Raw genomic sequence first — 21,860 nt, 5'->3', positions numbered from 1 at the left:
GGGCCGACTGCCGGATGCGGGCAGACTAACCAGTCGGTATGTCGGGGCGGAAGAGGGCCGACGCCTAGCGTGGCCGGATGACTCTGTCGCGACGGGGGTTGTTGGGACTGGCGGGGGCGGCTGGGGCCGTGGGGGCGGTCGGGGCAGCGGCGCCGAGGGCGGAGCGGGTGCGGACCGGCTTCGAGCGGCTCGCCGCGGACGGGTACGCGGCGCTGGCCGGGCAGCGGGTGGGCGTGGTCACGAACCCCACCGGGATCACCGCCGACGCCCGCCACCTGGTCGACGTACTGCACGCGGACGAGCGGGTGGACCTGGTCGCGGTGTTCGGGCCCGAGCACGGGTTCCGCGGGACGGCCCAGGCGGGCGGTTCGGAGGGAGCCGGGCGGGATCCGGCGACGGGGCTGCCGGTGTACGACACGTACGACAAGAGCGGGCAGCGGCTCGCGGACGTGTTCACGGCGGCCGGCGTGGACACCGTCGTCTTCGACATCCAGGACGTCGGGGCGCGCTTCTACACCTACATCTGGACCCTGTACGACTGCATGCGCGCGGCCGCCCTCGCCGGCAAGGCGATGGTGGTGCTGGACCGGCCCAACCCGGTGGGCGGCCGGCGGGCGGCGGGGCCCGTGCTGGAGCGGGCGTACGCCAGCTTCGTCGGCCGGGAGCCGATCGCGCTCGCGCACGGGATGACGGCGGCCGAGCTGGCGCGGCTGTTCAACGGGGAGTTCCTGGCGGACCGGCCGGTCAGGCTCCGGACGGTGGCGATGGCCGGCTGGCGGCGGGGATCGTTCTTCGGGGAGACCGGGCTGCCGTGGGTGCCGCCGAGCCCGAACATGCCGACCCCGGACACGGCCCTCGCGTACGCCGGCACCTGCCTGTTCGAGGGGACGAACCTGTCCGAGGGCCGCGGGACGACCACGCCCTTCGAGGTGGTCGGCGCCGAGGGGATCGACCGGCGGTGGGCGGAAGCGGCGAACGCGCTGGGGCTGCCGGGGGTGTGGTTCCGGGAGGCGTACTTCACGCCGACCTTCTCGAAGCACCTGGGGAAGGTGTGCGGCGGGGTCCGGCTGATCGTGCACGACCGGGAGGCCTTCGACCCGGTGCGGGCGGGGATCGGGCTGCTGGTGACGGCCCGCCGGGTGTGGAGCGGCTTCGGCTGGCGCGCGGACCACTGGATCGACCGGCTGACCGGCTCGGACCGGGTGCGGACGATGGTGGACGCGGGGGCGGGGGTGGAGGAGATCGCGGGCGACTGGGCGGCGGGGCTGGCGCGGTTCGAGGCGGTGCGCGGGGAGTACCTGCTCTACGGGTAGGGGGTGTCCGACGGCGCGGACCCGGCCCTGATCCGCCGGACACCCCCCAGGCCGGTGGCGTCACGGGTCTGGCCGGGCGGGGGCGTCGGCAGGATGCTGGATCGACGGGATGCACGGGTTCGCGGATGCACGGCATGGAGGGGGACCTCATGGCGGAGAGCGTGGCCGGGATCGGCGCCGGGATCGGTGTCGGGCCGTACGCGGAGCTGACCTTCGACTCCGAAGGGGACGCGGACCGGTCCACGTACGGGCCGGTGCAGCGGATGGAGGCCACGGACCTGCTGGTCTTCGCGCACGGCTGGAACAGCGACCGGTCCACCTCGACCCGGCTCTACGACCGGTTCTTCGCCCCCTTCCCGGGGCTGGTGGGGCCGGGGGTGCGGCTGGGGTACGTGGGGGTCGTATGGCCCTCGATCCGGTTCTCGGACGAGCCGATTCCGGACTTCGACGCGCCCGGCGCGCTCGCGGAGCCCGGCTTCGGCACGGCGCTGGATCCGGGCACCCGGCAGGCCCTCGGCGGGTTCTGGCCGGGCCGTGACGCGGAGTTGGAGCGGATCGCGGAGCTCCTGGAGGAGCGGCCCGGGTCGGAGGCGGCCTTCGCGGAGTTCGGGGCGCTCGTGGGACGGCTGGTCGGGGTGGACGGGCTGTCCGCCGTGGCGGCCCAGGAGGTTCCGGCGATCTTCACCGAGGAGGCCGTGGAGGTGTGCCGGTCCCTCTCCCTCGCACTGGTGGAGGCGGGGGCCGCGCCGCCGCCGGGGGCCGGGGACGAGCGGGGCCTCACCGCGGGCGGTGGGCTGCGCGGGCTGTGGGGCGGCGCGAAGGAGCTGCTGCGGCAGGCCTCGTACTACCAGATGAAAAGGCGGGCCGGGGTGGTCGGCGAGCGCGGCCTGGGCCCCTTCCTGACGGAGCTGGCGGCTGCCCGCCCGGCTCTGCGGATCCATCTGATCGGGCACAGCTTCGGGGCCCGTCTGGTCTCCTTCTCGCTGCGCGCGCTGCCGGACGGCGCCCGGTACGTCGGCTCCCTGACCCTGCTCCAGGGAGCCTTCTCCCACTACGCGTTCTGCGACCGGCTCCCGCACGACAAGGGGCACGGGGGCGCCCTGCGCGGCCTCCAGCGCCGGGTCGACGGACCGGTGGTCGCCTGCCATTCCCCGCACGACTCGGCGCTGAAGGTGTTCTACCCGCTGGCCTCCCGGATGGCCGGGGATTCGGCCGGTCTGCTCGGCTTCGACGGGCGGTGGGGCGCCATCGGGCACGACGGGGTGCAGGCGGTGCCCGGCGCGCCGCGGCTCGCGCTGGACGCGGCCCTGCGCGAGGGGGTGCCGTCGTCCGGGTGCGTGAGCGTGGACGCCGGTTCCGTGGTGCGCCGCGGCGGGGCCCCCTCGGGGGCGCACAGCGACATCTGCCACGCCGAGCTGGCCGAACTCGTGGTCACCGCGGGGCGCATGGGGCGCTGAGTTCCGGCCATGTGACACCCGCACGCCTCGTCCGCCCCGCATGCGCCCTCGGCTGGCCGGGCATGTTGGGCACATCGGGACAGGTGGAGGTGAAGGTGTGATGGCGGGTTTCCGGAGTCTGGCCTATCAGGTGCGCGACGCGCGCAACGACCGGGCCCTGCGGCGCCATTCGCTGCGCCGCTGCCTGGAACGGTTCGCTCCGTACGGGCACCGGGCGACGTGGTGGCACCTGTGCGACCGGCACGGGATCGCCCCCGAGGACCGGGGGGCCGATCCGCTGCGGCTGGTCGCCGCACTGGAGGAGCTGGAGGACGCCCGGGCGGTGTGGCTGGAGTACGAGCGGCAGTTCGCGGAGCGGCGGCGGCGCGAGAAGCACCACGGGCTGCGCCGGCCCGAGTGGGCGTGGGGCGGCAGCGGGGATGCGGTGGTGCGGTGCGCGGATCCGGGGGTGCGGCCCGACGGGACGCTGGGCGAGGTGCTGCGGCGGCTGGTGAGGGCGCTGGAGTCGGAGCCGGGCACCGCGTGTCCGGTCTGCGGGGAGGTCGAGCTGCGGTGGCCGTCGGTGGTCCGGGTCGGCGCCTGGGAGGGGGCCTGGGCCTGGGACGGGCCGGTGTGCGCGGGCTGCGGGATCGTGGTGCCGAGACCGGCGCTGGCGGAGGCTCCCTCGGATTCGCTCCGGGCGGGGGCCGCGTGAGACCGCTGCTGCTGGCTTCGGTGAACGGTGCGCGCGGCGCCGCCGACGGGGCGGCCGTACCTCTGTCCCCGGCCGATCTGGCCGGGTCGGCGCTGGCGGCGGTCGCCGCGGGGGCCGGGGAGGTACTGGTGCACCCGCGGACCCCGTGCGGGCGGGAGAGCCTCTCGCCCCGGGTGGTGGGGCCGGTGCTGGAGGCGCTGCGGGGCGCGGGGGTCGGCGTACCCCTCGTGGTGCCGGCGGGCGTCGGGGCCGAGCCCGATCCGGCGGGGCGGCTGGAGCGGGTGCGCTCGTGGGCGGTGCTGCCGGACCGGGCGGTGGTGCACTTCGCGGAGCCGGGGGCCGAGGAGCTGGCGGGGGCGCTGCTGGGGCGGGGTGTGGCGGTGGACGCGGTGGTTCCGCTGGGCGGCGCCGCCGGGCCGGATCCGATGGCGCGCTTCTTGGCCTGGCCGGTGCGCGAGCCGGGCCGGGTGCGGCTCGCGGCCGAGCTCGCGTCGGCCGATCCGGCGCTGGTGGCCGGGTTGCGCGGGCTGCCTCCGGTGGCGGTGCTGCTGTTCGGGCGGGAGGCCGCCGCGTGGCCGGTGCTGCGGCTGGCCGCGCGGTGCGGTACGGGCACGCGGATCGGCGTGGGGGACGTACTGCACCTCCCGGACGGGCGGCGGGCGCGGTCGAACGCCGAACTGGTCGCGGCGGCCCGGGTGTTGGTGCGGGAGGCGGCGGCCGCGGTGGGCGCCGGGCCGCCGCCTCCCGCGGCTACAGCCGGGAGCCGGTGACCCGTGCTCCGATGGCGTCGTCCGGGTTGGACAGCGCGCAGGTCTCCATCGAGAGGCAGCCGCAGCCGATGCAGTCCGTCAGGTGGTCGCGCAGTCGGCCGAGCCGGCTGATCCGGTCGTCGAGCTCCTTGCGCCAGGCCTCCGAGAGCCGGGCCCAGTCCTCGCGGTTGGGGGTGCGCTCCTCTGGGAGCTCGGACAGCGCCTCGCGGATGCTGGCGAGCGGGATGCCCACGCGCTGGGCGGCCCGGACAAAGGCGACCCGGCGCAGGGCGTCGCGGGTGTAGCGGCGCTGGTTTCCGGTGGTGCGGCGGCTGCTGATCAGGCCCTTGGCCTCGTAGAAGTGGAGCGCGGAGACGGCCGCGCCGCTACGGGCGGACAGCTGGCCGACGGTGAGTTCGTGGACGTTCTCGGGAATCTGCGGCACCCGGCCGAGGGTAGCCGGAGGTCCGTTGACATACACATCACGGTCCCAGCATGCTGAGCAAACGCTTATTCGTCTGCGAGAGCTGGGAGCAGGGCATGGCCGAGCCGAGGGTGTTCACGTCCGCCGAGGAACTGCGCGCCGGGGTCGGCGAACCGCTCGGCCCGAGCGGGTGGCTGGAGGTGGACCAGAAGCGGATCGACCTCTTCGCGGACGCCACGGGCGATCACCAGTGGATCCACGTGGACCCGGTGCGTGCGGCGGACGGGCCCTTCGGCTCCACCATCGCGCACGGCTACCTGACCCTGTCGCTGCTGCCCAGTCTGGTGCCGCAGATCATGCGGGTCGAGGGCATGAAGATGGGCATCAACTACGGGACGAACAAGGTGCGCTTCCCGGCGCCGGTGCCCGTCGGCTCGCGGCTGCGCTCCACCGCCGTGATCACGGAGGTCGCGGAGGCGGGCGGCGGCGTGCAGGTCACGGCGACCGTCACGGTCGAGCGGGAGGGCGGCGACAAGCCGGTGTGCGTGGCGGAGTCGGTGTCCCGCTACTACTTCTGAGCCGCGGGCCCGGAACGGGCGGCCACCATGCGGAGCACGAGGTCGGCGTAGAGCGCGCCGACCTCGTCGGGCGTGCGGTGCCCGGTGACGCTGAACCAGCGGGCCACGTCGATGCACAGGGACAGGACGGCGAGGGTGGTGCCGGGCACGTCGGGGACGTCGAACTCCCCGGCCGCGACCCCGTCGGCCAGGATCCGGCGCACGGCGGCGTCGCTCTGCCGGCGCAGGGTCACGATTTCGGAGCGGTGCTCCGGAGCGAGAGCATCGAGCTCGTACTGGACCACGCGCGCGGTGGTGTGATGGGCCGCGTGCCATCCCACGAAGGACCGCACGGCGGCGTCGAGCCGCTCGGCGGCGGAGCCGGGGGCGTCCGCGGCCAGGGTCAGGATCTCCAGGGCCTTGTCGTGGCCGATCCGGCTGATCCGGTGGAGCAGCTCTTCCTTGGTCTTGTAGTGGATGTACAGCGCGGCCGGGCTCATGCCCGCACGGCCGGCGATGTCACGCGTGGTGGTGGCGTGGTAGCCGCGCTCGGCGAAGGCGTCGACGGCGGCCACGAGGAGCCGCCTGGCTGCGTCGGGGGTGACCTCCGACCACGGCACGTAGCCTCCGGTCTCCGCGCTGTCCATCGCTCGCTCACCCTCTTCGCCCTGTAGGAAATGAACACCTTACCGGAGGGTGAGCAAGCGCTTAGCGATCCTGGGCGGTGGGCTGCTTCGGAGGCTTCGGAGCGAAGGGGTCGTAGTTCGTCATGAGCTTCTCCATCCTGGCCTGGTCGACCCGGCTGACGATCTGGGTGACCTCCTGGCGGTCGCGGATCACCTTGGCGAGGGTGAAGGCCGAGGTCGTCAGGTAGAGCACCGCGATGCCCAGGAAGGCGCGGACCCAGCCGTTCGTGTCCAGGTTGTAGATCCCCAGCGCCACGGCGGCGGCGGCGACGCCGAAGGAGGCGACGGCCTGGCCGTAGAAGGCCCCCGTGTTCTGCTGCTTGACCGGTGTCTCGTTCATGGGTCCAGCTTCGGGCGGGACCGCCGTCGGCGCATGGGCGCGCGTACTCACGTACGTACTCAGCTCGTTCACCGACCCTTGCCCCAGGGCGGATTCGGCGGCTTACCATCACCGGCATGATCAAAGGAATGATGTTCGACTTCTCCGGCACGCTGATGCGCATCGAGTCGACGGAGGAGTGGCTTCGCGCGGTGTTGGCGCAGACGGCCGTCTCCGTGGAGGAAGAGGAGTTCGCGGACTGGGTGCGGCGGTTGACCGAGTACGGCGCCCTGCCGGGCGGGTCGAACCCGCTGCACATCCCCCCGCACATCGAGGGGCTCTGGCGGGAGCGGGACATCAGCGCCGACCTGCATCGAGCGGCCTACACCGCGCTGGCCGCGGAAGCCGGGCTCCCGGGGACGGAACTGGTCGAGGCGCTCTACGAACGCCACCGGACGCCCGCCGCCTGGCGGCCCTACGCCGACACCGAAACGACGTTGCGGGAACTGCGCAGGCGCGGGATCCCGGTGGCCGTGGTCAGCAACATCGGCTGGGACCTGCGGCCGGTCTTCCGGGCGCACGGGCTCGACACGCTGGTCGACGCGTACGTGCTCTCCTTCGAACTGGGGGTGCAGAAGCCCGATCCCAGGATCTTCCGGGCCGCCTGTGACGCGCTCGGCCTGGCACCCTCCGACGTGCTGATGGTTGGTGACGATCCCGCCGCGGACGGCGGTGCGGGCGCACTGGGCTGCCCGGTGCACTTCGTCGAGCACCTGCCGGTCGACCGGCGCCCGGCCGGGCTCGCCCCCGTCCTGGACCTGCTCGGCTGAGGCGCCGCGCCTCCCTCCCCGCGAGGGGTGGAGCGCGGGCTCAGAAGGCCGAAACCCCGGTGCGGGCGCGGCCGATGAGCAGCTTCTGGATCTGGCTCGTGCCCTCGTACAGGGTCATCACGCGGGCGTCGCGCAGGAGCTTGCCCGCCGGGTACTCGTCGACGTAGCCGTAACCGCCGTGGACCTGGAGGGCGTTGCTCGCGGCGCGGACCGCGGCCTCGGAGGCGAACAGCTTGGCGGTGGAGGACTCGGTGGCGAAGGGCTGCCCGCGGTCGATGAGGTCGGCGACCCGCCAGGTGAGCAGCCGGGCCGCGTCCACGTCGACGGAGATGTCGGCGATCAGCTCCTGGACCAGCTGGTGGTGGGCGATCGGCTTGCCGAACTGCTCGCGCTGGGCGGCGTAGGAGACGGCGGCGTCGAGGGCCGCCTGCGCGATGCCGACGCAGCCGGCCGCGACCGACATCCGCCCCTTGGCGAGCGCGGACATGGCCACCGAGAAGCCCTTGCCCTCGGGCCCGAGCATCGCGGAGGCGGGCACGCGGGCGCCGTCGAAGGCGAGTTCGGCGGTGGCCTGTCCGCGCAGGCCGAGCTTGCCGTGGATCTCGCGGCGGGTGAGGCCGGGGGTGTCGGCGGGCACGAGGAAGGCGGAGATCCCTCGGTGGCCGGGCGTGTCGTTGGTGCGGGCGAAGAGCAGCACCACGTCGGCCCAGGTGCCGTTGGTGATGAAGGTCTTGGCCCCGGTGACGACGTACGCGTCCCCGTCGCGCACGGCGCGGGTGGTGAGGTTGCCGGCGTCGGAGCCGGTGCCGGGCTCGGTCAGGCCGAAGCAGCCGAGCGCGTCGCCGGAGCAGAGGCGGGGCAGCCAGTCGCGCCTCTGCTCCTCGGTCCCCCAGGCGGCGATGGTCTTGGCGACCAGGCCGAGGGAGACGGACACGATGCCGCGCACCGAGGAGTCCCCGCGGCCGAGCTCCTCGGTGACCAGGACGTAGGCGAGGTGGTCCCCGCCGGAGCCGCCGTACTCCTCGGGGACGGTCAGGCCGAGGAAGCCGAGGGCGCCGAGCTTCTTCACGATGGCCCGGTCCACGCTCTCGGCGCGGTCCCAGTCGGCGGCGTACGGGACGACCTCGCGCTCGGTGAACTCGCGGGCGATCCTGCGTACGGCGGCCTGCTCCTCGCTCAGCTCCATGTCCACCGGGCACCTCCGGGCGTCTCGTCCCGGGCTTTAACTAGCACCGGTAGTTTATGGCGGGCAGGCCCTACTATGTGGCGCATGGCCAGACCGCGCAAGCCCCTCCTCAGCAGAACCCGCATCGTCGAGGCGGCCGGCGCACTGGTGGACGCGCAGGGGCTGGACGCGGTGTCGACGCGTCGGCTGGCGGCGGCGCTGGGGGTCAGCGGGCCGTCGCTGTACAACCACTTCCGGACGAAGGACGAGATCCTGGAGGCGGTCGCGGACGCGGTGAGCGCGCGGGTCGACTTGTCGATGTTCGAGCCGGAGGCGGGCCGGGACTGGCGGGGAGCGCTGCACGCGTGGGCGCACTCGTACCGGGACGCCCTGTCCGACCACCCGAACATCGTCCCGGTACTGGCACGGGGTCCGGGCCGCCGCCCGGCGGGCCTGCGGCTGGCGGACGCGGTGTTCGGCGCGATGACGGAGGCGGGCTGGCCGCCGGGGCACGCGACCCGGATCGGCGCGCTGATGCGGTACTTCATCCTGGGCTCGGCGGTGGCCTCCTTCGCCGGGGGTTTCGTGGACGACGAGACGGCGTACGACCCGGCGGACTACCCCCACCTGGGCCAGGCCCACCTCCTGGCGGAACGCCGCCGCGAGGTCGACGAGGGCGCCTTCGAGACGGGCCTGACGGCCCTGCTGGACGGGCTGTCCCTGCAGTACGAGGCGCTGGCGCACGGGGGCGCGTCCGCGAGGTGAGGCGGCGCGGTGCGGCATTGCGAGCCGCCGCGACCCACCGGGCAGCCGCGTCCCTCCCGCGGCCGGGGCGCCGGTCGGCGCGGGCCCGACGCCGCTGGCGGGGCCGTCCGCCCGTGCGGCGGTCGGGGTGCCGGGGGCGGTCGGTCCCTCGGCTCGGGGGTGGCGGGGGGGCGTCGGGGTGCGGATCGGGGAGGCGCCTCGGACGGGCTCGCGGACGCCGGCCCGTGCCGGGGCCGGGCCGAGGCCGGCGCCTGGAGTCTGCGGTGGCGCCTTGGTGGGCAGGCCTGCGTGCGCGCGCCGCAGGGCCCCTCCGGCGGGAGGTGCGGGCGGACCCGGAGGTGCTCGGCCGGCCGCGGCCGGGTCAGATGCCGCCGCCGCAGCTGGTGTCGTACTTGTCGCGGCCGCGGTGCGGGCGCGCGGGGGACTCGGGCGAGACGCCGCCCATGCCGCCGGTTCCGGGCCAGTGCCTCCCGGACGGCTTCGGCTTGGGCCCCGCCCCGGCAACGGGCAGGACCGCACCCGGCGGAAGGCGGGTCAGGCCGTACAGGGCCACTTCGAGGACCTTGGCCTCGTCCGGGTCGGCCGGCGGCGGCTGCTCGGAGAGGCGGCGCAGCGCGGCGACACCCGCCTCGGTGGGGTACTGGCGGTTCATCGGGTTCTTGGATCCGGCCGCCACGACCAGGCCGTCCGCGATGAGCCGCTCGACCAGCCGCCCCACGGCGGGGTGGTACGCGGTGTCGTCCCGCAGCTCCAGGGCCGCCCGGCTCGCCGCGTCCGCCGTGCAGGCGACCACGGCGGCCTGGAGCGCGTGGCCGGCGCCGTCCTCACCGGACGGCTCCACCGTCACCCGGTCGGTGCCGGTGACGGCGGAGAGGCGTCCGGCCAGGTACAGCGCCGCCATCGCGGTCTCGGCCACCGCGGTCCGCCCGCCGCACAGGTAGGACGCCTCGTAGGCGTCGATGTCACGAACGGCCGGAGGTTCGGACGGCCGCGCCGCCGCCCGCCCGGGCGGCGGGGCGGGCCGCCGCCGTGCAATGGACCCCGCAGGGCCCGTGGGCGGCTAGAACACGACCAGCGAACGGCCTCCCTTGCCCGCCAGCATCGCGTCGAAGGCCGCCGGGATGCCGTCGAGGGTGATGCGGTCGGTGATGAGGGAGCCCAGGTCGAGGCGGCCGGCCCGGACGTGTTCGGCGATCACCGGGAGGTCGCGGGCGGGGTCGCTGCTGCCGTAGACGCAGCCGGTGAGGGTGCGGGCGAAGTGGAAGACCTCCAGGGCGTGGAAGGTGACCTGCTGCTCCTTGCCGCCGATGCCGACGACCGTGGTGCGGCCGCCGCGCCGGGTGGACTCCCAGGCTCCGCGAATGGTCTCGGCCCGGCCGACGCACTCCACGGCGACGTCCGTGCCCCGGCCGCCGGTGAGGCCCCGGATCTCCTTCGCGGTGGTGTCGGAGGCGAGCACGAACTCGGTCGCCCCGGCCGCCCGCGCCAGTTCCTCCTTGGCCGGGGAGACGTCGACGGCCACGATCGGGCCCGCCTGGGCGATGCGGGCGGCCTGGAGGGCGGCCAGGCCGACCCCGCCGACGCCGAAGACGGCGACGGACTCGCCCGGGCGGACCTGGGCGCTGTGGTGCACGGCGCCGTAGCCGGTGAGCACGGCGCAGCCGAGCAGGGCGGCCTCGGCGAGCGGGATCCCGGCGGGCGCGGGCAGCACGCAGTCGGCCGCGACGACGGTCTCCTCGGCGAACGCGGCCACGTTCAGCCCGGGGTGCAGCGGGGCGCCCTGCGCGTCGTGCGCGTAGACGGCCCCGACCCCGGTGAGCGCGTTGACGCAGAGCCACACCTCGCCGATGGCGCAGTGGTGGCACTCCCCGCAGGAGGGGGCCCAGTTGAGCACCACCCCGTCGCCGGGCGCGACGTGGGTGACGCCCTCGCCCACCGCGAGGACCGTACCCGCGCCCTCGTGGCCGAGGACGGCGGGGACGGGCACCTTCATGGTGCCGTTGGTGAGGGAGAGGTCGGAGTGGCAGACCCCGGCTGCGGCGAGCCGCACCCGGACCTGCCCGGGGCCGGGATCGGGCAGCACGATCTCCCGTATCTCCAGCGGGGCTCCGACGGCGGGCAGGATGGCGGCGCGGACCATGGTCGTCGTCTCCGTGTTCAGAACTGCAGGGACTTGGTCTGGAGGTACTCGGCCAGACCGTGCGGGCCCAGCTCGCGGCCGACGCCCGACTGCTTGTAGCCGCCGAAGGGCGCGAGCACGTTGAAGCGGCCGCCGTTGATGTCCACCTGCCCGGTGTCCATGCGGCGGGCGAACGCCACGGCCGTCTCCTCGTCCGCCGCCCAGACGGCGCCGCCGAGGCCGTAGACGGTGCCGTTGGCGATGCGCAGGGCCTCCTCCTCGTCCTCGTAGGAGAGGATCGACAGCACCGGGCCGAAGATCTCCTCCTGGGCGATGGTCATGTCGGGCGTCACGTCGGCGAACACGGTCGGGGCGACGAAGTACCCCTGCTCGTGCGGGGCGTCGGGGCCGCCGGCGACGAGGCGCGCGCCTTCCTCGATGCCCTTGGCGATGTAACCGCGGACGCGTTCGTGCTGCTTGGCGTTGACCACCGGGCCGAGGCGGGTGTCCGGCGTGCGGGGGTCGCCCGTGGGGTACTTGGCCACGGCGTCGGCCGCGAGCGAGACGGCCTCCTCGTAGTGGTCCCGGTGGACGAGCATCCGGGTGAGCGCGTTGCAGCTCTGGCCCGCGTTGTTCATGACGTGTCCCACGCCTGCCGCGACGGCCTTGGCCAGGTCCGCCCCGGGCAGGATGACGTTGGCCGATTTGCCGCCGAGTTCGAGGGCGACCCGCTTGACGGCGGCGCCGGCCGTGGCGCCGATCTTCTTGCCCACGGCGGTGGAGCCGGTGAAGGAGACGAGGTCGACTCCCTCGTGGGCGGCCAGGGCCTGCCCGGCGACCGGGCCGGTGCCGGTCACCAGGTTGAAGACGCCGGCCGGGATGCCCGCCTCGTGCACGGCTTCGGCGAAGAGCCGTGCGGTCAGCGGGGTGTCCTCGGCCGGCTTGAGGACGAGGGTGCAGCCGGCGGCGAGAGCGGGTGCCACCTTTGCAACGACTTGGTGCAGCGGGTAGTTCCAGGGGGTGATGGCGCCGACCACGCCGACCGGCTCCATCAGCACGGTGGAGTTCCCGATCCGCTCCTCGAAGGCGTACGAGGCCCCCAGCTCGGCATAGGAGGAGGCCACGGCGATCGGCGACCCGACGTGGACCATTTCCGCGAAGCCGAGCGGGGAGCCCAGTTCGGCGGTGACGGTCTCGGCGATCTCGCTCTTGCGGGCGATCAGTACGTCGCGCAGGGCGCCGATCAGGGCGGCCCGCTCCGCGGCGGGCGTGGCCGCCCAGCCGGGGAGGGCCGCGCGGGCCGCCCGTACCGCCGCGTCCACGTCCTCCTCGATGCCGGCCGGCACCGAGGCGATGACCTGCTCGTCGGCCGGGTTGACGACCTCGATGCGGTCGCTTCCGGCGGCGGGCCGCCACGCGCCGCCGATGTACATCCCGTCGTGGGCCTTCATGCCATTCCTCCCGAGCACGCACGAGCGCGTAGACCAGACCTCGCGGACACCCTACAAACTAGCGCCGGTAGTTTTCCCGGCGCCAGGGGCGGAGGGGGTCAGATGATGCCGAAAAGCATCCCCGCCGCGAGGACGACCAGGGAGGTCAGCGCGGCCCATTTCACGGTGAACCGGGTGTGGTCGCCGAACTCGACCTTCGCCATGCCGACGAGGACGTAGACGGCCGGAACCAGCGGGCTGGACATGTGCAGGGCCTGGCCGACTAGGGAGGCTCGGGCGATTTCGAGCGGGGAGACCCCGTGGGCGGCGCCGGCTTCGGCGAGGACGGGCAGGACGCCGAAGTAGAAGCCGTCGTTGGACATGAAGTAGGTGAGCGGCAGGCTCAGCAGGCCGGTGACCAGCGCCATGTGCGGGCCCATGCCCTCGGGGATGGCGCCGACGAGCCAGTCGGCCATGTGCTTGACCATGCCGGTCCCGGTGAGGACGCCTGTGAAGACGGCGGCGGCGAAGACCATGCCGGCGACGTTCAGGACGTTGTCGGCGTGGGCGGCGATCCGGGCCTTCTGGTCGGGCATGTGCGGGAAGTTCACGGTCAGCGCGAGGGCCGCTCCGAGCAGGAACAGCACCGGGATGGGCAGCAGCTCCATGATCATCGCGGTGAGGAGGGCGACGGTGAGGCCGGCGTTGAACCAGTACAGCTTCGGCCGCAGGGTGGGGCGGCGGGGGTCGAGGCCCTGGAAGCCGTCGTCGGACCCGGAACCGGAACCGGAGCCCGCCGGGGAGCCCTCGGAGGTACCCGTGCCCGGTCCGGCCGGCGCGCCGGTTCCGGCGGGGGTCGCCTCCGCGCCCGCGGAGGCCATGACCAGCTCATGGTCCTGCTCCCGCTCCGGCTCCTGGTCCCGCTCCTGCCGCTCCGCGGTCTCCGGCAGCGAGAGGAGGCCGACGCGGCGGCGTTCCTTCAGTCCGAGCACGTACGCGAGGACGAAGACGAAGATCAGTCCCACCGCGAGGGCCGGGATCATCGGGACGAAGATGTCTCCGGCGTCGAGCTTGAGGGCCGTGGCGGCGCGGGCCGTGGGGCCGCCCCAGGGCAGGGTGTTCATGACGCCGTTCGCGGTGGCCGCGACCCCGGTCATGACCACCAGGCTCAGGCCGAGCCGCTTGTAGAGCGGGTACATGGCCGAGACGGTGATCATGAAGGTGGTCGATCCGTCGCCGTCGAGCGAGACGATCGCGGCGAGGACGGCGGTGCCGACCACGACCCGGACGGGGTCGGCCTTGCAGAAGCGCAGGATGCCCCGGACGATCGGGTCGAAGAGGCCGACGTCGATCATCACGCCGAAGTAGACGATGGCGAACATCAGCATGGCGGCGGTCGGGGCGAGCTTTCCGACGCCTTCGATGACGTAGTCGCCGAGGTGCGCGCCCTGTCCGGCGAAGACGCAGAACAGCGCGGGGATGAGGACGAGCGCCGCGATGGGCGACATTTTCTTCATCATGATCAGGACCAGGAACGTCGCGATCATGGCGAAGCCGAGGAAGGTCAGCATGGGGGGAAGGTAGGTGCCGCCTCCTTACGCCAACAAGACGTCCGGCCGTGAGCAATACGAGCAAAACCCCAGCTCAGGGCAGGGGTGTGAGCGCGACGGGGAAGCCATTGAGCACGGCGGTGCCGGACAGCGGGTCGAGCAGGGTGCCGTCGAGCAGCTGGTTGACGTTGACTCCGGGCACGGCGGAGGCCACCGACAGCCGGGACCCGGGCCGGTCGTGCCCCCAGCCGTGCGGGAGGCTCACCACTCCCGTGCGGACGGCGTCGGTGATCTCGACGGGAACCTCCAGGCTCCCGCCGTCGGCGGTGATTCGGGCCCGGCCCCCGTCGGCGAGGCCCAGCCGGTCGGCGTCCTCCGGGTGGACCTGGAGGGTGCAGCGGTTGGAACCTCCGGTGAGGGCCGGGACGTTGTGCAACCAGCTGTTGTTCGACCGCAGATGGCGGCGGCCCACGAGCACCAGGCCGGCGGGCCGGTCGGCGAGCGCCGTGCGCAGCCTGGGGAGCTCGGCCGCGATCGGGTCCGGGAGCAGCTCGATCCTGCCGCTGCGGGTCCTCAGCACGCCCGGGAGCCGGGGTTGCAGCGGGCCCAGGTCGATGCCGTGCGGGTGTGCGAGCAGCCGCTCCAGGCGGAGCCCCTCACCCTCGGTCGCGGTGCCGAACATGTCTCCGTACGGCCCGAGTCGGAGCATCAGGTCGAGGCGGCGCTCGGGGCCGTTCTCCCCGGTGAGCAGGCCGGCGAGGCGGGCCGGGTCCTGTCCGTGCAGCGGGGAGCGCGGGTCTGCGGTCTCCTTGGCGAGGGTGCTCTGGATGGCGAGTTCGTCGACCGCGTCCGGGCCCGCGGTGCCGTGCATGCCGGAGACGGCCAGGACGAGGCGCGCGTGGATCTCGCACTCGTCGAGCCGGCCCGCTTCGAGGGGGACGGCGGCGCGGGTGTAGCGCACCTGGTTGCGGATGGCGAAGCCGTTGAAGGCGAAGTCGTGGTGGGCGCTCTGCGAGGGCGGCGGCGGAGGCAGCACGACGTGCGCGTGGCGGGAGGTCTCGTTCAGGTAGGGGTCGATCGAGACCATGAAGTCGAGGCCGGCCAGGGCCCGGTCGAGCCGGTCGCCGTCGGGTGCGGACAGGACCGGGTTGGCGGCGATGGCGATCAGGGCGCGGATCCGCCCGTCCCCCGGCGTCTCGATCTCCTCGGCCAGGGCGGCGGTGGGCAGTTCGCTCTTGACCTCGGGGTGGCCGCTGACCCGGCTGTGCCAGCGGCCGAGCGCGAAGCCCCTGCCCGGCCCCGCGGGGCGCGGTCGCGGGCCGGCGGCCGGGAGCGGGAAGAGGGCTCCGCCCGGCCGGTCCAGGTTGCCGGTGACGATGTTCAGGACGTCGACCAGCCAGCTGGCGAGGGTGCCGTACTCGACGGTGCAGCTGCCGATCCGCCCGTAGACGGCTGCGGTGGGCGCGGCCGCGAGCTCGCGGGCGAGGGCGCGGATCTCGTCGGCCGGGAGGTCGCATGCGGGTGCTACGGCCTCAGGAGTGAAACTCCCGAGTGCGGCGGTGAGTTCCCCGATCCCCTCGGTCAGTTCCTCCAGCACGCTGGGGGCGGCGAGTTTCTCGGCGAGCAGGGTGTGCGCGAGGGCGGCGAGGAGCAGGGCGTCGCTGCCGGGGCGCGGTGCGAGGTGGCGGTCGGCGAGGGCGGCGGTGCGGGTGCGGCGCGGGTCGACGACGACCAGGGTGCCGCCGCGGGCGCGCAGGGCCTTGAGGCGGCCCGGGAAATCGGGGGCGGTGCACAGGGAGCCGTTGGACTCGACCGGGTTCGCGCCCAGGAGCAGCAGGAAGTCGGTCCGGTCGAGGTCGGGGACGGGGATGGCGAAGGGGTCTCCGTAGAGCAGGCCGCTGGAGACGTGCTTGGGCATCTGGTCGAGGGTGCTGGCGGTGAAGAGGTTGCGGGTGCCGAGGGCCTTGAGGAGCAGCGGCGGGTAGAGGGCGCCGGCCATGGTGTGGACGTTCGGGTTGCCGAGGACGACGCCGACCGACTGGGCCCCGTGCTCCTCGACGAGTGCGGGGACGGCGGCGGCGATGGCGTCGAATGCCTCCTCCCAGGTGGCCTCCCGGAGTCGGCCGCCGCGGCGGACGAGGGGGCCGCGCAGCCGGTCCGGGTCGGCGTCGAGCTGCCCGAAGGCGGCGCCCTTGGGGCAGATGAACCCGCGGCTGAAGACGTCCTCGCGGTCGCCGCGGGCGCCGGTGACGGCGGTGCCGGCGATGGTGAGGGTGAGTCCGCAGGTGGCTTCACAGAGGGGGCAGATGCGCAGGGCGGTGCGGGGCATGGGCCCTCCAGGGGCGGCAGGCTGCGGCACGGACACGCGGGCGCACCGAGCATACCGACCGGTAGGCACGGTGGGGAGGGTCCTGCGCGACCGAGGTCGCATGGAGGGCGGACGGCATGCGTGACCGAGGTCGCTCCGGGTGGGGACGGCTTGCGCGACCGAGGCGGTGCCGGGTGGCGCGGGGGGCTTCAGTCCAGTACGCGGGCGAGGTAGGCGTGCATCATCGCGCGGGTCTCGGCGACGATGGCGGGGTCGCCCGCCGGGTCCGCGCGGAAAGCCAGTTGGACCAGGGCGTCCGTGGCTTCGACGGCGACGAGGACCGCCCGCCCCAGGGCGGCGTCCGGGGTCAGGCCGAGGTGCGCGCAGAGCAGTTCGGTCAGGCGGGCGGCGACCAGGTGGTTGGGGTCGGAGGCCGGGCCCTCGGCCGGCGGCGCGGGCACGCCGAAGTCGACGAGCGCGAACCCGGGGACGGTGCGCTTCATGGCGAGGTACTCGTCCAGCACGGCGTCGACGACGGGCCGCCAGTCGGTCGCGGGAAGGTCGTCGAGGCGGGCCGCGATGCCGTCCGCGTAGGTGTCGAGGTTGCGGTGGGCGAGGGCCGTGGCCATGGCCCGCTTGTTGCCGAAGAAGCGGTAGACCGAGCCGATGGGCACGCCGGCGCGCAGGGCGACGGCCCGGGTGCTGAGGTTCTCGTACCCGGTTTCGTCCAGGAGTTCCGCGCAGGCGTCGAGGATCCGGGCGAGCCGGTCGGCGCTGCGCTGCTGGATCGGCGTACGGCGCATGGGGTGGGCAGGAGGCACGGGGTCCATCATGCCGCTCCTCGTTCCTCGGTCCGGCGGGGGCCCGGGCTCTCGGCTGGTTCGGCTAGTTCAGCAGGAGGCTCAGCCCTCCGACGGTGTACGTGATCATCAGCGCGAGCAGCGGGAGTTGTCCGGCGACCGCTTTGGCGGGTGGGAAGAGGCGTACGGAGCGGTCGTGGGCGGCGACGACACCGAGCACGTGGCCGGTGACGACGGCGATGACCTGGAGGGCGGCGAGGCCGCCGGGACCCAGTGGCGGCAAGGGTTCTGGGGCGTTGTCAGTGCCCAGTGCCATGCTTACCGTGCGTGGTCCTTCGACTACCAGGAGGGAGAAGTAGTGGGCGATGAGATAGCCGAGCGCGATCGGCACGAGTGAGTGCGCGAAGGCGGTCAGCGGGCCGGGGTGCGGGCCGCTGACGAGTCGGGTGGCCGCCGCGCACAGGCAGTACAGGGTGGCGACGAGGGCGATGGAAGCGAGTAGTCCGAGTGTGGCCGTGGGGGTACGGCCGAGGGGGGAGGTCTGCAGGGTGTCGATCCATGAGGGGTTGTCGGAGAAGCCGTCGTAGGCGGTGGATCCGAGGAGGACGCAGACGGTGGCGACGAGTCCGGGCCGCTCGGGTGTCGCGTCGAGTCCGTGGAAGGGGTTGCGCAGGACGAGGCGGCCGTCGGTGCGGCGGCCGAGGGGGGAGAGCCGGCCGAGGAGGGCGGAGTACGCCTCGAAGGCGTCTCCGTCGTCGAACCAGCGCTCGCCGTAGCGGGCGGCGAGCAGCAGCTGTGCGGTGGAGTACAGGGCGAGGGCGATCAGGAGGGTGGTGGTGGATGCGGGATCGGGAGCGACGAGTTCGAGCCAGGTGAACGCGAACAGTCCGGCGGCGGCGGGCCATTGGCCCAGCCGGGCGGGAAGGGGGCGGCCGGGGCCCGGGCGGCGCAGGGCCCGGGAGAGCAGGCGGTGCAGGGTGCGGAGCGGGTTGAGCGGGCGCCAGACGGGGCCGAGGAGGAGGGAGGCGGGGACGAGTCCGACCCAGAGCAGTACGTAGACGGCGCCGGGAGCGGGGTTGCGCGCGGGGTCGTCGGGGCCGAGGAGGAGGTGGAGCAGGACGGCGAGTGCGGCGGCGAGGCCGAGTGCGCGCAGTGCGGTACGGGTGGCCGGCGCGTCGACGGCCCGCTGGAGGGCGGCGGGGAGGGCGAGCCCCGACCGGTCTCCGCGGAAGCGGGAGGTCGACCAGAGCAGGCCGAGTGCGAGGAAGGAGACGAAGAGTGCGGCGAAGGCACCTGCGAACGCGTAGAAGGGAGAGATCGGCAGGTCGTGCTGGGAGCCGATGCCGTGCGCGAGTGCGGTGAGCGGATCGGCCGGGTGGAGGACCACGCCCTGGCCGGCGCCACCGCCACCCGCGCCCGGGACGGGTCCCGGCCCGGCGGGGCTCACCACCGGCCGGCCGGGGTCGGTGGTGCACCGCAGGCGCGGCCGGGCGTCCCGGACTCGGGCCCGAGTCCGGGGAGCGGCGGCTGCGGGTGCGGGTGCCGGTGCGAGTGCGGGTGCCGGCTCATCGGACGAGGAGCTGGGTCAGGACGAGGCCGGACTCGTGGGTCTCGACCTCGAAGAGGCCCGTACGGTCGACCGTCAGGGTCAGGGTGGCCTCCTGGCCCGCGGGCAGGGTGAGTTCCTTGTCGTAGCCGTGGACGTGCAGGGTGTCCGCGCGGTCGCTGGTGACGCGCAGGGTGACTCGCTCGCCGCGCCGCAGCTCGGTGCGGGCGGGGGCGGGGCTGACCTTGCCGTCCCGGACGGTGACGGTGACCGTGCGGTCCGCTGCCGGCTCCGGCTGCGCCGGGGACGGCGGCGGGGTGTGGCTGTGGCCGCCGGGCTGCCCCGGGGCGGCGGCGGTGAGCTGGAGCGCGCCCTGGACCGGCTTGCCGGACACCGCCCAGGCGGTGTGGTCGTCCGCGTAGAGGCGGACGGTCAGGGTGTGCGCGCCCTCGGGGACCTGCGCTGCGGGCAGGTGGAACCAGGGGCCGTACAGCCGGGCGATCTTGCGTCCGTCGAGCTCCAGGTGTGCGTGGCCGGCGCCCGGGAGGGCTGCGCCGCCGGTGCTGTCGGGGGTGAAGCGGTAGTTCTTCACCGCGAGTTGGAGGTTCCAGCCGTCCTCGGAGTCCGGCCGGGCGGTGAGCTGGACCTCCGGCGCGCCCTCGGCGGGGACCTCCCGGAGGCGGTGGCCCGCGCCGTCGTCGGCGGTGAGCAGGGTGCCCGCGCTGCCGGAGGCCTGTTCGTGGCTGGTGCCGGGCTTGTGGTGGGTGGTCGCCCGCCCGCCGCAGCCCGTCGCCGCGCCGCCGGCCAGGAGCAGGACGAGGGCGAGCAGGGCCGCGGTCCGGGCGGTCCGGCCGCGCCTGCGCGGCCCGCTGGGCGGGGCCGCGCAGACGTCGCACCGGATCCACTCGCGCTCGGCGGGGGTGCCGGTGGCGTGGTGGGTCATGCGGTGGCCTCCGGGGTGGACGGGGGTTCGGGGGCTGTCGCGCCCAGGGACGGGGAGGGGCCCACCGGGACCGGGGCTCGGTCGCCGGCCGGGTCGCCGCCCGGGCCGGCGGGGTGGGCCGGGGTGCCGGGGCGGGCCGAGGCGACGACCGCCCAGAGGACCCAGACCACGGCCACCAGGGCCCGTATCCAGGCGGGGCTCAGGGGGGTCCAGGGGATCATCAGGACCGCCTTGTCGAAGGCGTCCAGCAGGGTCAGCCCGGCCAGCAGCAGGGTCAGGCGGGCCAGCCAGGGGCGGGTGGGGCGCAGGGCGATGCCCACGCCCGTCCACCACAGGCCGAGCAGGAGGAGGGCGAGGGCGGGGACGAAGGTCGCGGTCAGCGGCATGGTGGAGCCGGCCACGTCCAGGGCCAGGCCCGCCAGGCCGAGGAGGGAGGCGACCGTGCCCAGGCGGGAGGTGCGCAGGCGGCGCCACCACAGGACCCCGCCGACCAGGAGCAGGACCGCCGCCACGGCCAGCGCGATCTGGGTCTCGACCCGCTCCAGGCCGCGTGCGCCGTACCAGTCGCAGCCGGCCGGGAGCTTGCGGGCCTGGACGTTGTAGTCCGCGCAGACGAGGAGCTGGACCAGCTTGACCGGTTCGCCGACGAGCCGGGCCGAGGCCCCCGAGAGATCGCCGCGCGTCCCGCCGCACTGCGGGACGGTGCCGGGGGTGGAGCCGTCGGGGCCGTCCTGCCAGCAGTTGCCCCGGCCCTGGCCGTCCCACCACACGTCCATGCCGTTGGGGCGGGCGGCGCCGGTCTTGTCCTTGCCGAGGACGTTGCCCGCGTACCGGTTGTGGTGGGAGGTGTCGGCCTGCTTGGACCACTCCTCCTCGCCCCGGATGAAGGCGGGGACGGCGCTGAGGAAGAAGCCGGCGCGCTGGTGCCCGTACACCCAGTTGTTCTCGTAGAGGTTCCAGTTGCCGCCCGCGGTGATGATGCCGGTGCCCGGCGGCATGGAGATCTGCGGGCAGACCACGCCCCGCTCGTAGCCCCGCTCGATCGGCGGCTTGGCGCAGGTGCCGTCGGCGACGTGGCCGTAGTAGTCCTGGTTGTTGTCGTGGATCAGGTTCCGCTCGAACTTGGCGTGGTTCTGCGGGAGTCCGGGGTGGCCGGGGAAGGCGCTGTCCATCGAGGCGCCGCCCATGTTCTGGTCGAACTCGTTGTCGTGCACCCACACGGAGTCGCCCGCGGTGCCGGAGTAGCCGACCATGTTGTGGTGGCTGTGGCAGCCGGTGATCTCGATGGAGTACCGGGGGACGTCGTAGCCGCGGCCGTCGTTGATGTTGGAGGCGCTGCCGGGGTAGATGCCGGAGTCGCCGTTCCCGTACGACTCGCAGTTCTTGTAGAGCCCGTGGTCGCTGGCGAAGGTCAGGAAGCCGTACTCGTCGTTCCAGCGGGTCAGCACGTCGTCGATGACGAAGCCGTCGCCCGCGAGGACGTACAGCGAGTTGAAGGTGGTGCGCTGGGCGGTGAAGTTGCGGAAGTAGATGCCGTTGGACTTGTCGGCGCGGATGCCGTTCAGCTTCTGGTACTTGGCGTCGATGACGACGTCCATGCGGGAGGCGCCGGTGCCCTCGATCTGCAGGTTCGTCTTGCCGAGGATGGCGACGAGGTTCTGGTTGTGGCGGCAGGCCAGCTGCTGCTCGTAGCTGAGGATCTGGTAGCCGAGCGAGGAGTTCGGGGCCTTGAGCGCGGCGCACTCCCCCGTGGGCTTGCCCAGTGAGGGCTCCTCCTCGTACAGGCCGGGCAGGATCGCGATGTTCATGCCCGGCCGGTCGACGGCGTCGACGGCCTGCTGGAGGTGGCGGTACCCGCTCTTCTCGCACCGCTCGAAGAGGGCGAGGTTGCGCTGCTTGAGCTCCTGCGGGAAGCCGGATATCCGGCGTTCGAAGTCGGGCCGGTCGGTCTTGCAGACCACCAGGTCGGGCTCCGCCTTGCGGTATTCGGGTACGGATCCGGTGCCGTCGGGGAAGGTGACGGGGCGCTCCTCGTGTGCGCTGGCGGCGGGCGCGGCGACGAGGAGGGACAGGAGAGCGAGGAGGGCGGCGAGGAACGCCGCCGGCACGGCAGGAAACCTGCGGGTCCACGACATGCGCGTGAGAGTAGAGCATTGTTCATCTTTTGGGAGCCCCCTCCGCGCCAATCCGATCCCCCTCCGCGCG

General features: G+C 73.9%; 20 protein-coding genes. 7 read left to right on the top strand and 13 right to left on the bottom strand.

What is annotated here, in order from left to right:
- Positions 1-77: 77 nt before the first annotated feature.
- The 4 genes from AB0O21_RS29665 (at position 78) to AB0O21_RS29650 (ending at position 4,234) form a co-directional block, all read left to right on the top strand.
- Entirely contained in the window at positions 78-1,313 is a 1,236-nt protein-coding gene (locus tag AB0O21_RS29665; RefSeq protein ID WP_365175924.1) for a DUF1343 domain-containing protein, read from the top strand.
- Positions 1,314-1,447: 134 nt separating this feature from the next.
- Positions 1,448-2,770, top strand: a complete 1,323-nt coding sequence (locus AB0O21_RS29660; protein ID WP_365175923.1) for a serine-threonine protein kinase — start codon at positions 1,448-1,450, stop codon at positions 2,768-2,770.
- Positions 2,771-2,870: 100 nt separating this feature from the next.
- The gene (locus tag AB0O21_RS29655; RefSeq protein ID WP_365175922.1) at positions 2,871-3,464 is read left to right on the top strand and encodes a hypothetical protein; all 594 of its coding nucleotides are present in this window, start codon (positions 2,871-2,873) and stop codon (positions 3,462-3,464) included.
- Positions 3,461-4,234: a 3-keto-5-aminohexanoate cleavage protein gene (locus tag AB0O21_RS29650; RefSeq protein WP_365175921.1), complete on the top strand. Its 774-nt coding sequence runs from the start codon at positions 3,461-3,463 to the stop codon at positions 4,232-4,234. The genes AB0O21_RS29655 and AB0O21_RS29650 overlap by 4 nt, the downstream gene beginning before the upstream one ends.
- Here the strand turns inward: AB0O21_RS29650 and soxR are convergent.
- Positions 4,215-4,658, bottom strand: coding sequence for a redox-sensitive transcriptional activator SoxR (gene soxR / locus AB0O21_RS29645; protein WP_365175920.1), 444 nt, complete (start codon positions 4,656-4,658; stop codon positions 4,215-4,217). The two genes, AB0O21_RS29650 and soxR, sit on opposite strands and share 20 nt — an antisense overlap.
- A 95-nt stretch (positions 4,659-4,753) precedes the next feature.
- On the opposite strand from soxR, the gene AB0O21_RS29640 reads away from it, so the two are divergent.
- A complete protein-coding gene (locus tag AB0O21_RS29640; RefSeq protein ID WP_365175960.1) occupies positions 4,754-5,215 on the top strand; it encodes a MaoC family dehydratase in 462 nt (153 codons plus the stop codon).
- Here AB0O21_RS29640 and AB0O21_RS29635 read toward each other — a convergent pair.
- Both AB0O21_RS29635 and AB0O21_RS29630 read right to left on the bottom strand, forming a co-directional pair.
- A complete protein-coding gene (locus tag AB0O21_RS29635) occupies positions 5,206-5,841 on the bottom strand; it encodes a TetR/AcrR family transcriptional regulator (RefSeq protein ID WP_365175919.1) in 636 nt (211 codons plus the stop codon). The genes AB0O21_RS29640 and AB0O21_RS29635 overlap by 10 nt on opposite strands.
- 61 nt (positions 5,842-5,902) lie before the next feature.
- Positions 5,903-6,220 (bottom strand): YiaA/YiaB family inner membrane protein, encoded by a 318-nt coding sequence (locus AB0O21_RS29630; RefSeq protein WP_365175918.1) that lies wholly within the window; start codon positions 6,218-6,220, stop codon positions 5,903-5,905.
- Positions 6,221-6,336: 116 nt separating this feature from the next.
- Here AB0O21_RS29630 and AB0O21_RS29625 point away from each other — a divergent pair, with 116 nt between their 5' ends.
- Complete coding sequence (locus AB0O21_RS29625) at positions 6,337-7,029, top strand: HAD-IA family hydrolase (protein ID WP_365175917.1); 693 nt, start codon at positions 6,337-6,339, stop codon at positions 7,027-7,029.
- A gap of 40 nt (positions 7,030-7,069) precedes the next feature.
- On the opposite strand, the gene AB0O21_RS29620 is transcribed toward AB0O21_RS29625, so the two are convergent.
- Positions 7,070-8,221, bottom strand: a complete 1,152-nt coding sequence (locus AB0O21_RS29620; RefSeq protein ID WP_365175916.1) for an acyl-CoA dehydrogenase family protein — start codon at positions 8,219-8,221, stop codon at positions 7,070-7,072.
- Positions 8,222-8,299: 78 nt separating this feature from the next.
- Here AB0O21_RS29620 and AB0O21_RS29615 point away from each other — a divergent pair, with 78 nt between their 5' ends.
- Entirely contained in the window at positions 8,300-8,959 is a 660-nt protein-coding gene (locus AB0O21_RS29615; RefSeq protein WP_365175915.1) for a TetR/AcrR family transcriptional regulator, read from the top strand.
- A gap of 361 nt (positions 8,960-9,320) precedes the next feature.
- Here the strand turns inward: AB0O21_RS29615 and AB0O21_RS29610 are convergent, their stop codons facing one another.
- From AB0O21_RS29610 to AB0O21_RS29570, 9 genes are all read right to left on the bottom strand, one after another.
- Entirely contained in the window at positions 9,321-9,995 is a 675-nt protein-coding gene (locus AB0O21_RS29610) for a TIGR04222 domain-containing membrane protein (RefSeq protein WP_365175959.1), read from the bottom strand.
- A gap of 24 nt (positions 9,996-10,019) precedes the next feature.
- The gene (locus AB0O21_RS29605) at positions 10,020-11,099 is read right to left on the bottom strand and encodes a Zn-dependent alcohol dehydrogenase (RefSeq protein WP_365175914.1); all 1,080 of its coding nucleotides are present in this window, start codon (positions 11,097-11,099) and stop codon (positions 10,020-10,022) included.
- Between the two features lie 17 nt (positions 11,100-11,116).
- Positions 11,117-12,529, bottom strand: coding sequence for an aldehyde dehydrogenase family protein (locus AB0O21_RS29600; RefSeq protein WP_365175913.1), 1,413 nt, complete (start codon positions 12,527-12,529; stop codon positions 11,117-11,119).
- A gap of 98 nt (positions 12,530-12,627) precedes the next feature.
- Positions 12,628-14,079 carry a citrate:proton symporter gene (locus tag AB0O21_RS29595; protein ID WP_365175912.1) on the bottom strand — a complete coding sequence of 484 codons (1,452 nt, stop codon included), beginning with the start codon at positions 14,077-14,079 and terminating at the stop codon, positions 12,628-12,630.
- A gap of 73 nt (positions 14,080-14,152) precedes the next feature.
- A complete protein-coding gene (locus tag AB0O21_RS29590; RefSeq protein WP_365175911.1) occupies positions 14,153-16,387 on the bottom strand; it encodes a molybdopterin oxidoreductase family protein in 2,235 nt (744 codons plus the stop codon).
- Between the two features lie 188 nt (positions 16,388-16,575).
- Positions 16,576-17,196: a TetR/AcrR family transcriptional regulator gene (locus tag AB0O21_RS29585; protein WP_365175958.1), complete on the bottom strand. Its 621-nt coding sequence runs from the start codon at positions 17,194-17,196 to the stop codon at positions 16,576-16,578.
- 55 nt (positions 17,197-17,251) lie between these two features.
- On the bottom strand, positions 17,252-18,553 hold the full coding sequence (locus AB0O21_RS29580; protein WP_365175910.1) for a hypothetical protein: 1,302 nt from the start codon (positions 18,551-18,553) through the stop codon (positions 17,252-17,254).
- A gap of 178 nt (positions 18,554-18,731) precedes the next feature.
- Complete coding sequence (locus AB0O21_RS29575) at positions 18,732-19,655, bottom strand: hypothetical protein (RefSeq protein WP_365175909.1); 924 nt, start codon at positions 19,653-19,655, stop codon at positions 18,732-18,734.
- Positions 19,652-21,790: a right-handed parallel beta-helix repeat-containing protein gene (locus AB0O21_RS29570; protein WP_365175908.1), complete on the bottom strand. Its 2,139-nt coding sequence runs from the start codon at positions 21,788-21,790 to the stop codon at positions 19,652-19,654. Before AB0O21_RS29570 ends, AB0O21_RS29575 begins: the two co-directional genes overlap by 4 nt.
- Positions 21,791-21,860: the final 70 nt, after the last annotated feature.

The organism is Streptomyces sp. NPDC091371, from assembly GCF_040684275.1.
Taxonomy (GTDB): domain Bacteria; phylum Actinomycetota; class Actinomycetes; order Streptomycetales; family Streptomycetaceae; genus Streptomyces.
The sequence above is the reverse complement of the archived record's forward strand: the minus strand, read 5'-3'. Positions and strand labels throughout refer to the sequence as shown.

Bases quoted from the DNA above. Each gene is read 5' to 3' on its own strand.
- AB0O21_RS29665 (WP_365175924.1), top strand. From the start codon at position 78: ATGACTCTGTCGCGACGGGGGTTGTTGGGACTGGCGGGGGCGGCTGGG.
- AB0O21_RS29660 (WP_365175923.1), top strand. From the start codon at position 1,448: ATGGAGGGGGACCTCATGGCGGAGAGCGTGGCCGGGATCGGCGCCGGG.
- AB0O21_RS29655 (WP_365175922.1), top strand. From the start codon at position 2,871: ATGGCGGGTTTCCGGAGTCTGGCCTATCAGGTGCGCGACGCGCGCAAC.
- AB0O21_RS29640 (WP_365175960.1), top strand. From the start codon at position 4,754: ATGGCCGAGCCGAGGGTGTTCACGTCCGCCGAGGAACTGCGCGCCGGG.
- AB0O21_RS29635 (WP_365175919.1), bottom strand. From the start codon at position 5,841: ATGGACAGCGCGGAGACCGGAGGCTACGTGCCGTGGTCGGAGGTCACC.
- AB0O21_RS29630 (WP_365175918.1), bottom strand. From the start codon at position 6,220: ATGAACGAGACACCGGTCAAGCAGCAGAACACGGGGGCCTTCTACGGC.
- AB0O21_RS29625 (WP_365175917.1), top strand. From the start codon at position 6,337: ATGATCAAAGGAATGATGTTCGACTTCTCCGGCACGCTGATGCGCATC.
- AB0O21_RS29615 (WP_365175915.1), top strand. From the start codon at position 8,300: ATGGCCAGACCGCGCAAGCCCCTCCTCAGCAGAACCCGCATCGTCGAG.
- AB0O21_RS29605 (WP_365175914.1), bottom strand. From the start codon at position 11,099: ATGGTCCGCGCCGCCATCCTGCCCGCCGTCGGAGCCCCGCTGGAGATA.
- AB0O21_RS29600 (WP_365175913.1), bottom strand. From the start codon at position 12,529: ATGAAGGCCCACGACGGGATGTACATCGGCGGCGCGTGGCGGCCCGCC.
- AB0O21_RS29595 (WP_365175912.1), bottom strand. From the start codon at position 14,079: ATGCTGACCTTCCTCGGCTTCGCCATGATCGCGACGTTCCTGGTCCTG.
- AB0O21_RS29590 (WP_365175911.1), bottom strand. From the start codon at position 16,387: ATGCCCCGCACCGCCCTGCGCATCTGCCCCCTCTGTGAAGCCACCTGC.
- AB0O21_RS29585 (WP_365175958.1), bottom strand. From the start codon at position 17,196: ATGGACCCCGTGCCTCCTGCCCACCCCATGCGCCGTACGCCGATCCAG.
- AB0O21_RS29575 (WP_365175909.1), bottom strand. From the start codon at position 19,655: ATGACCCACCACGCCACCGGCACCCCCGCCGAGCGCGAGTGGATCCGG.
- AB0O21_RS29570 (WP_365175908.1), bottom strand. From the start codon at position 21,790: ATGTCGTGGACCCGCAGGTTTCCTGCCGTGCCGGCGGCGTTCCTCGCC.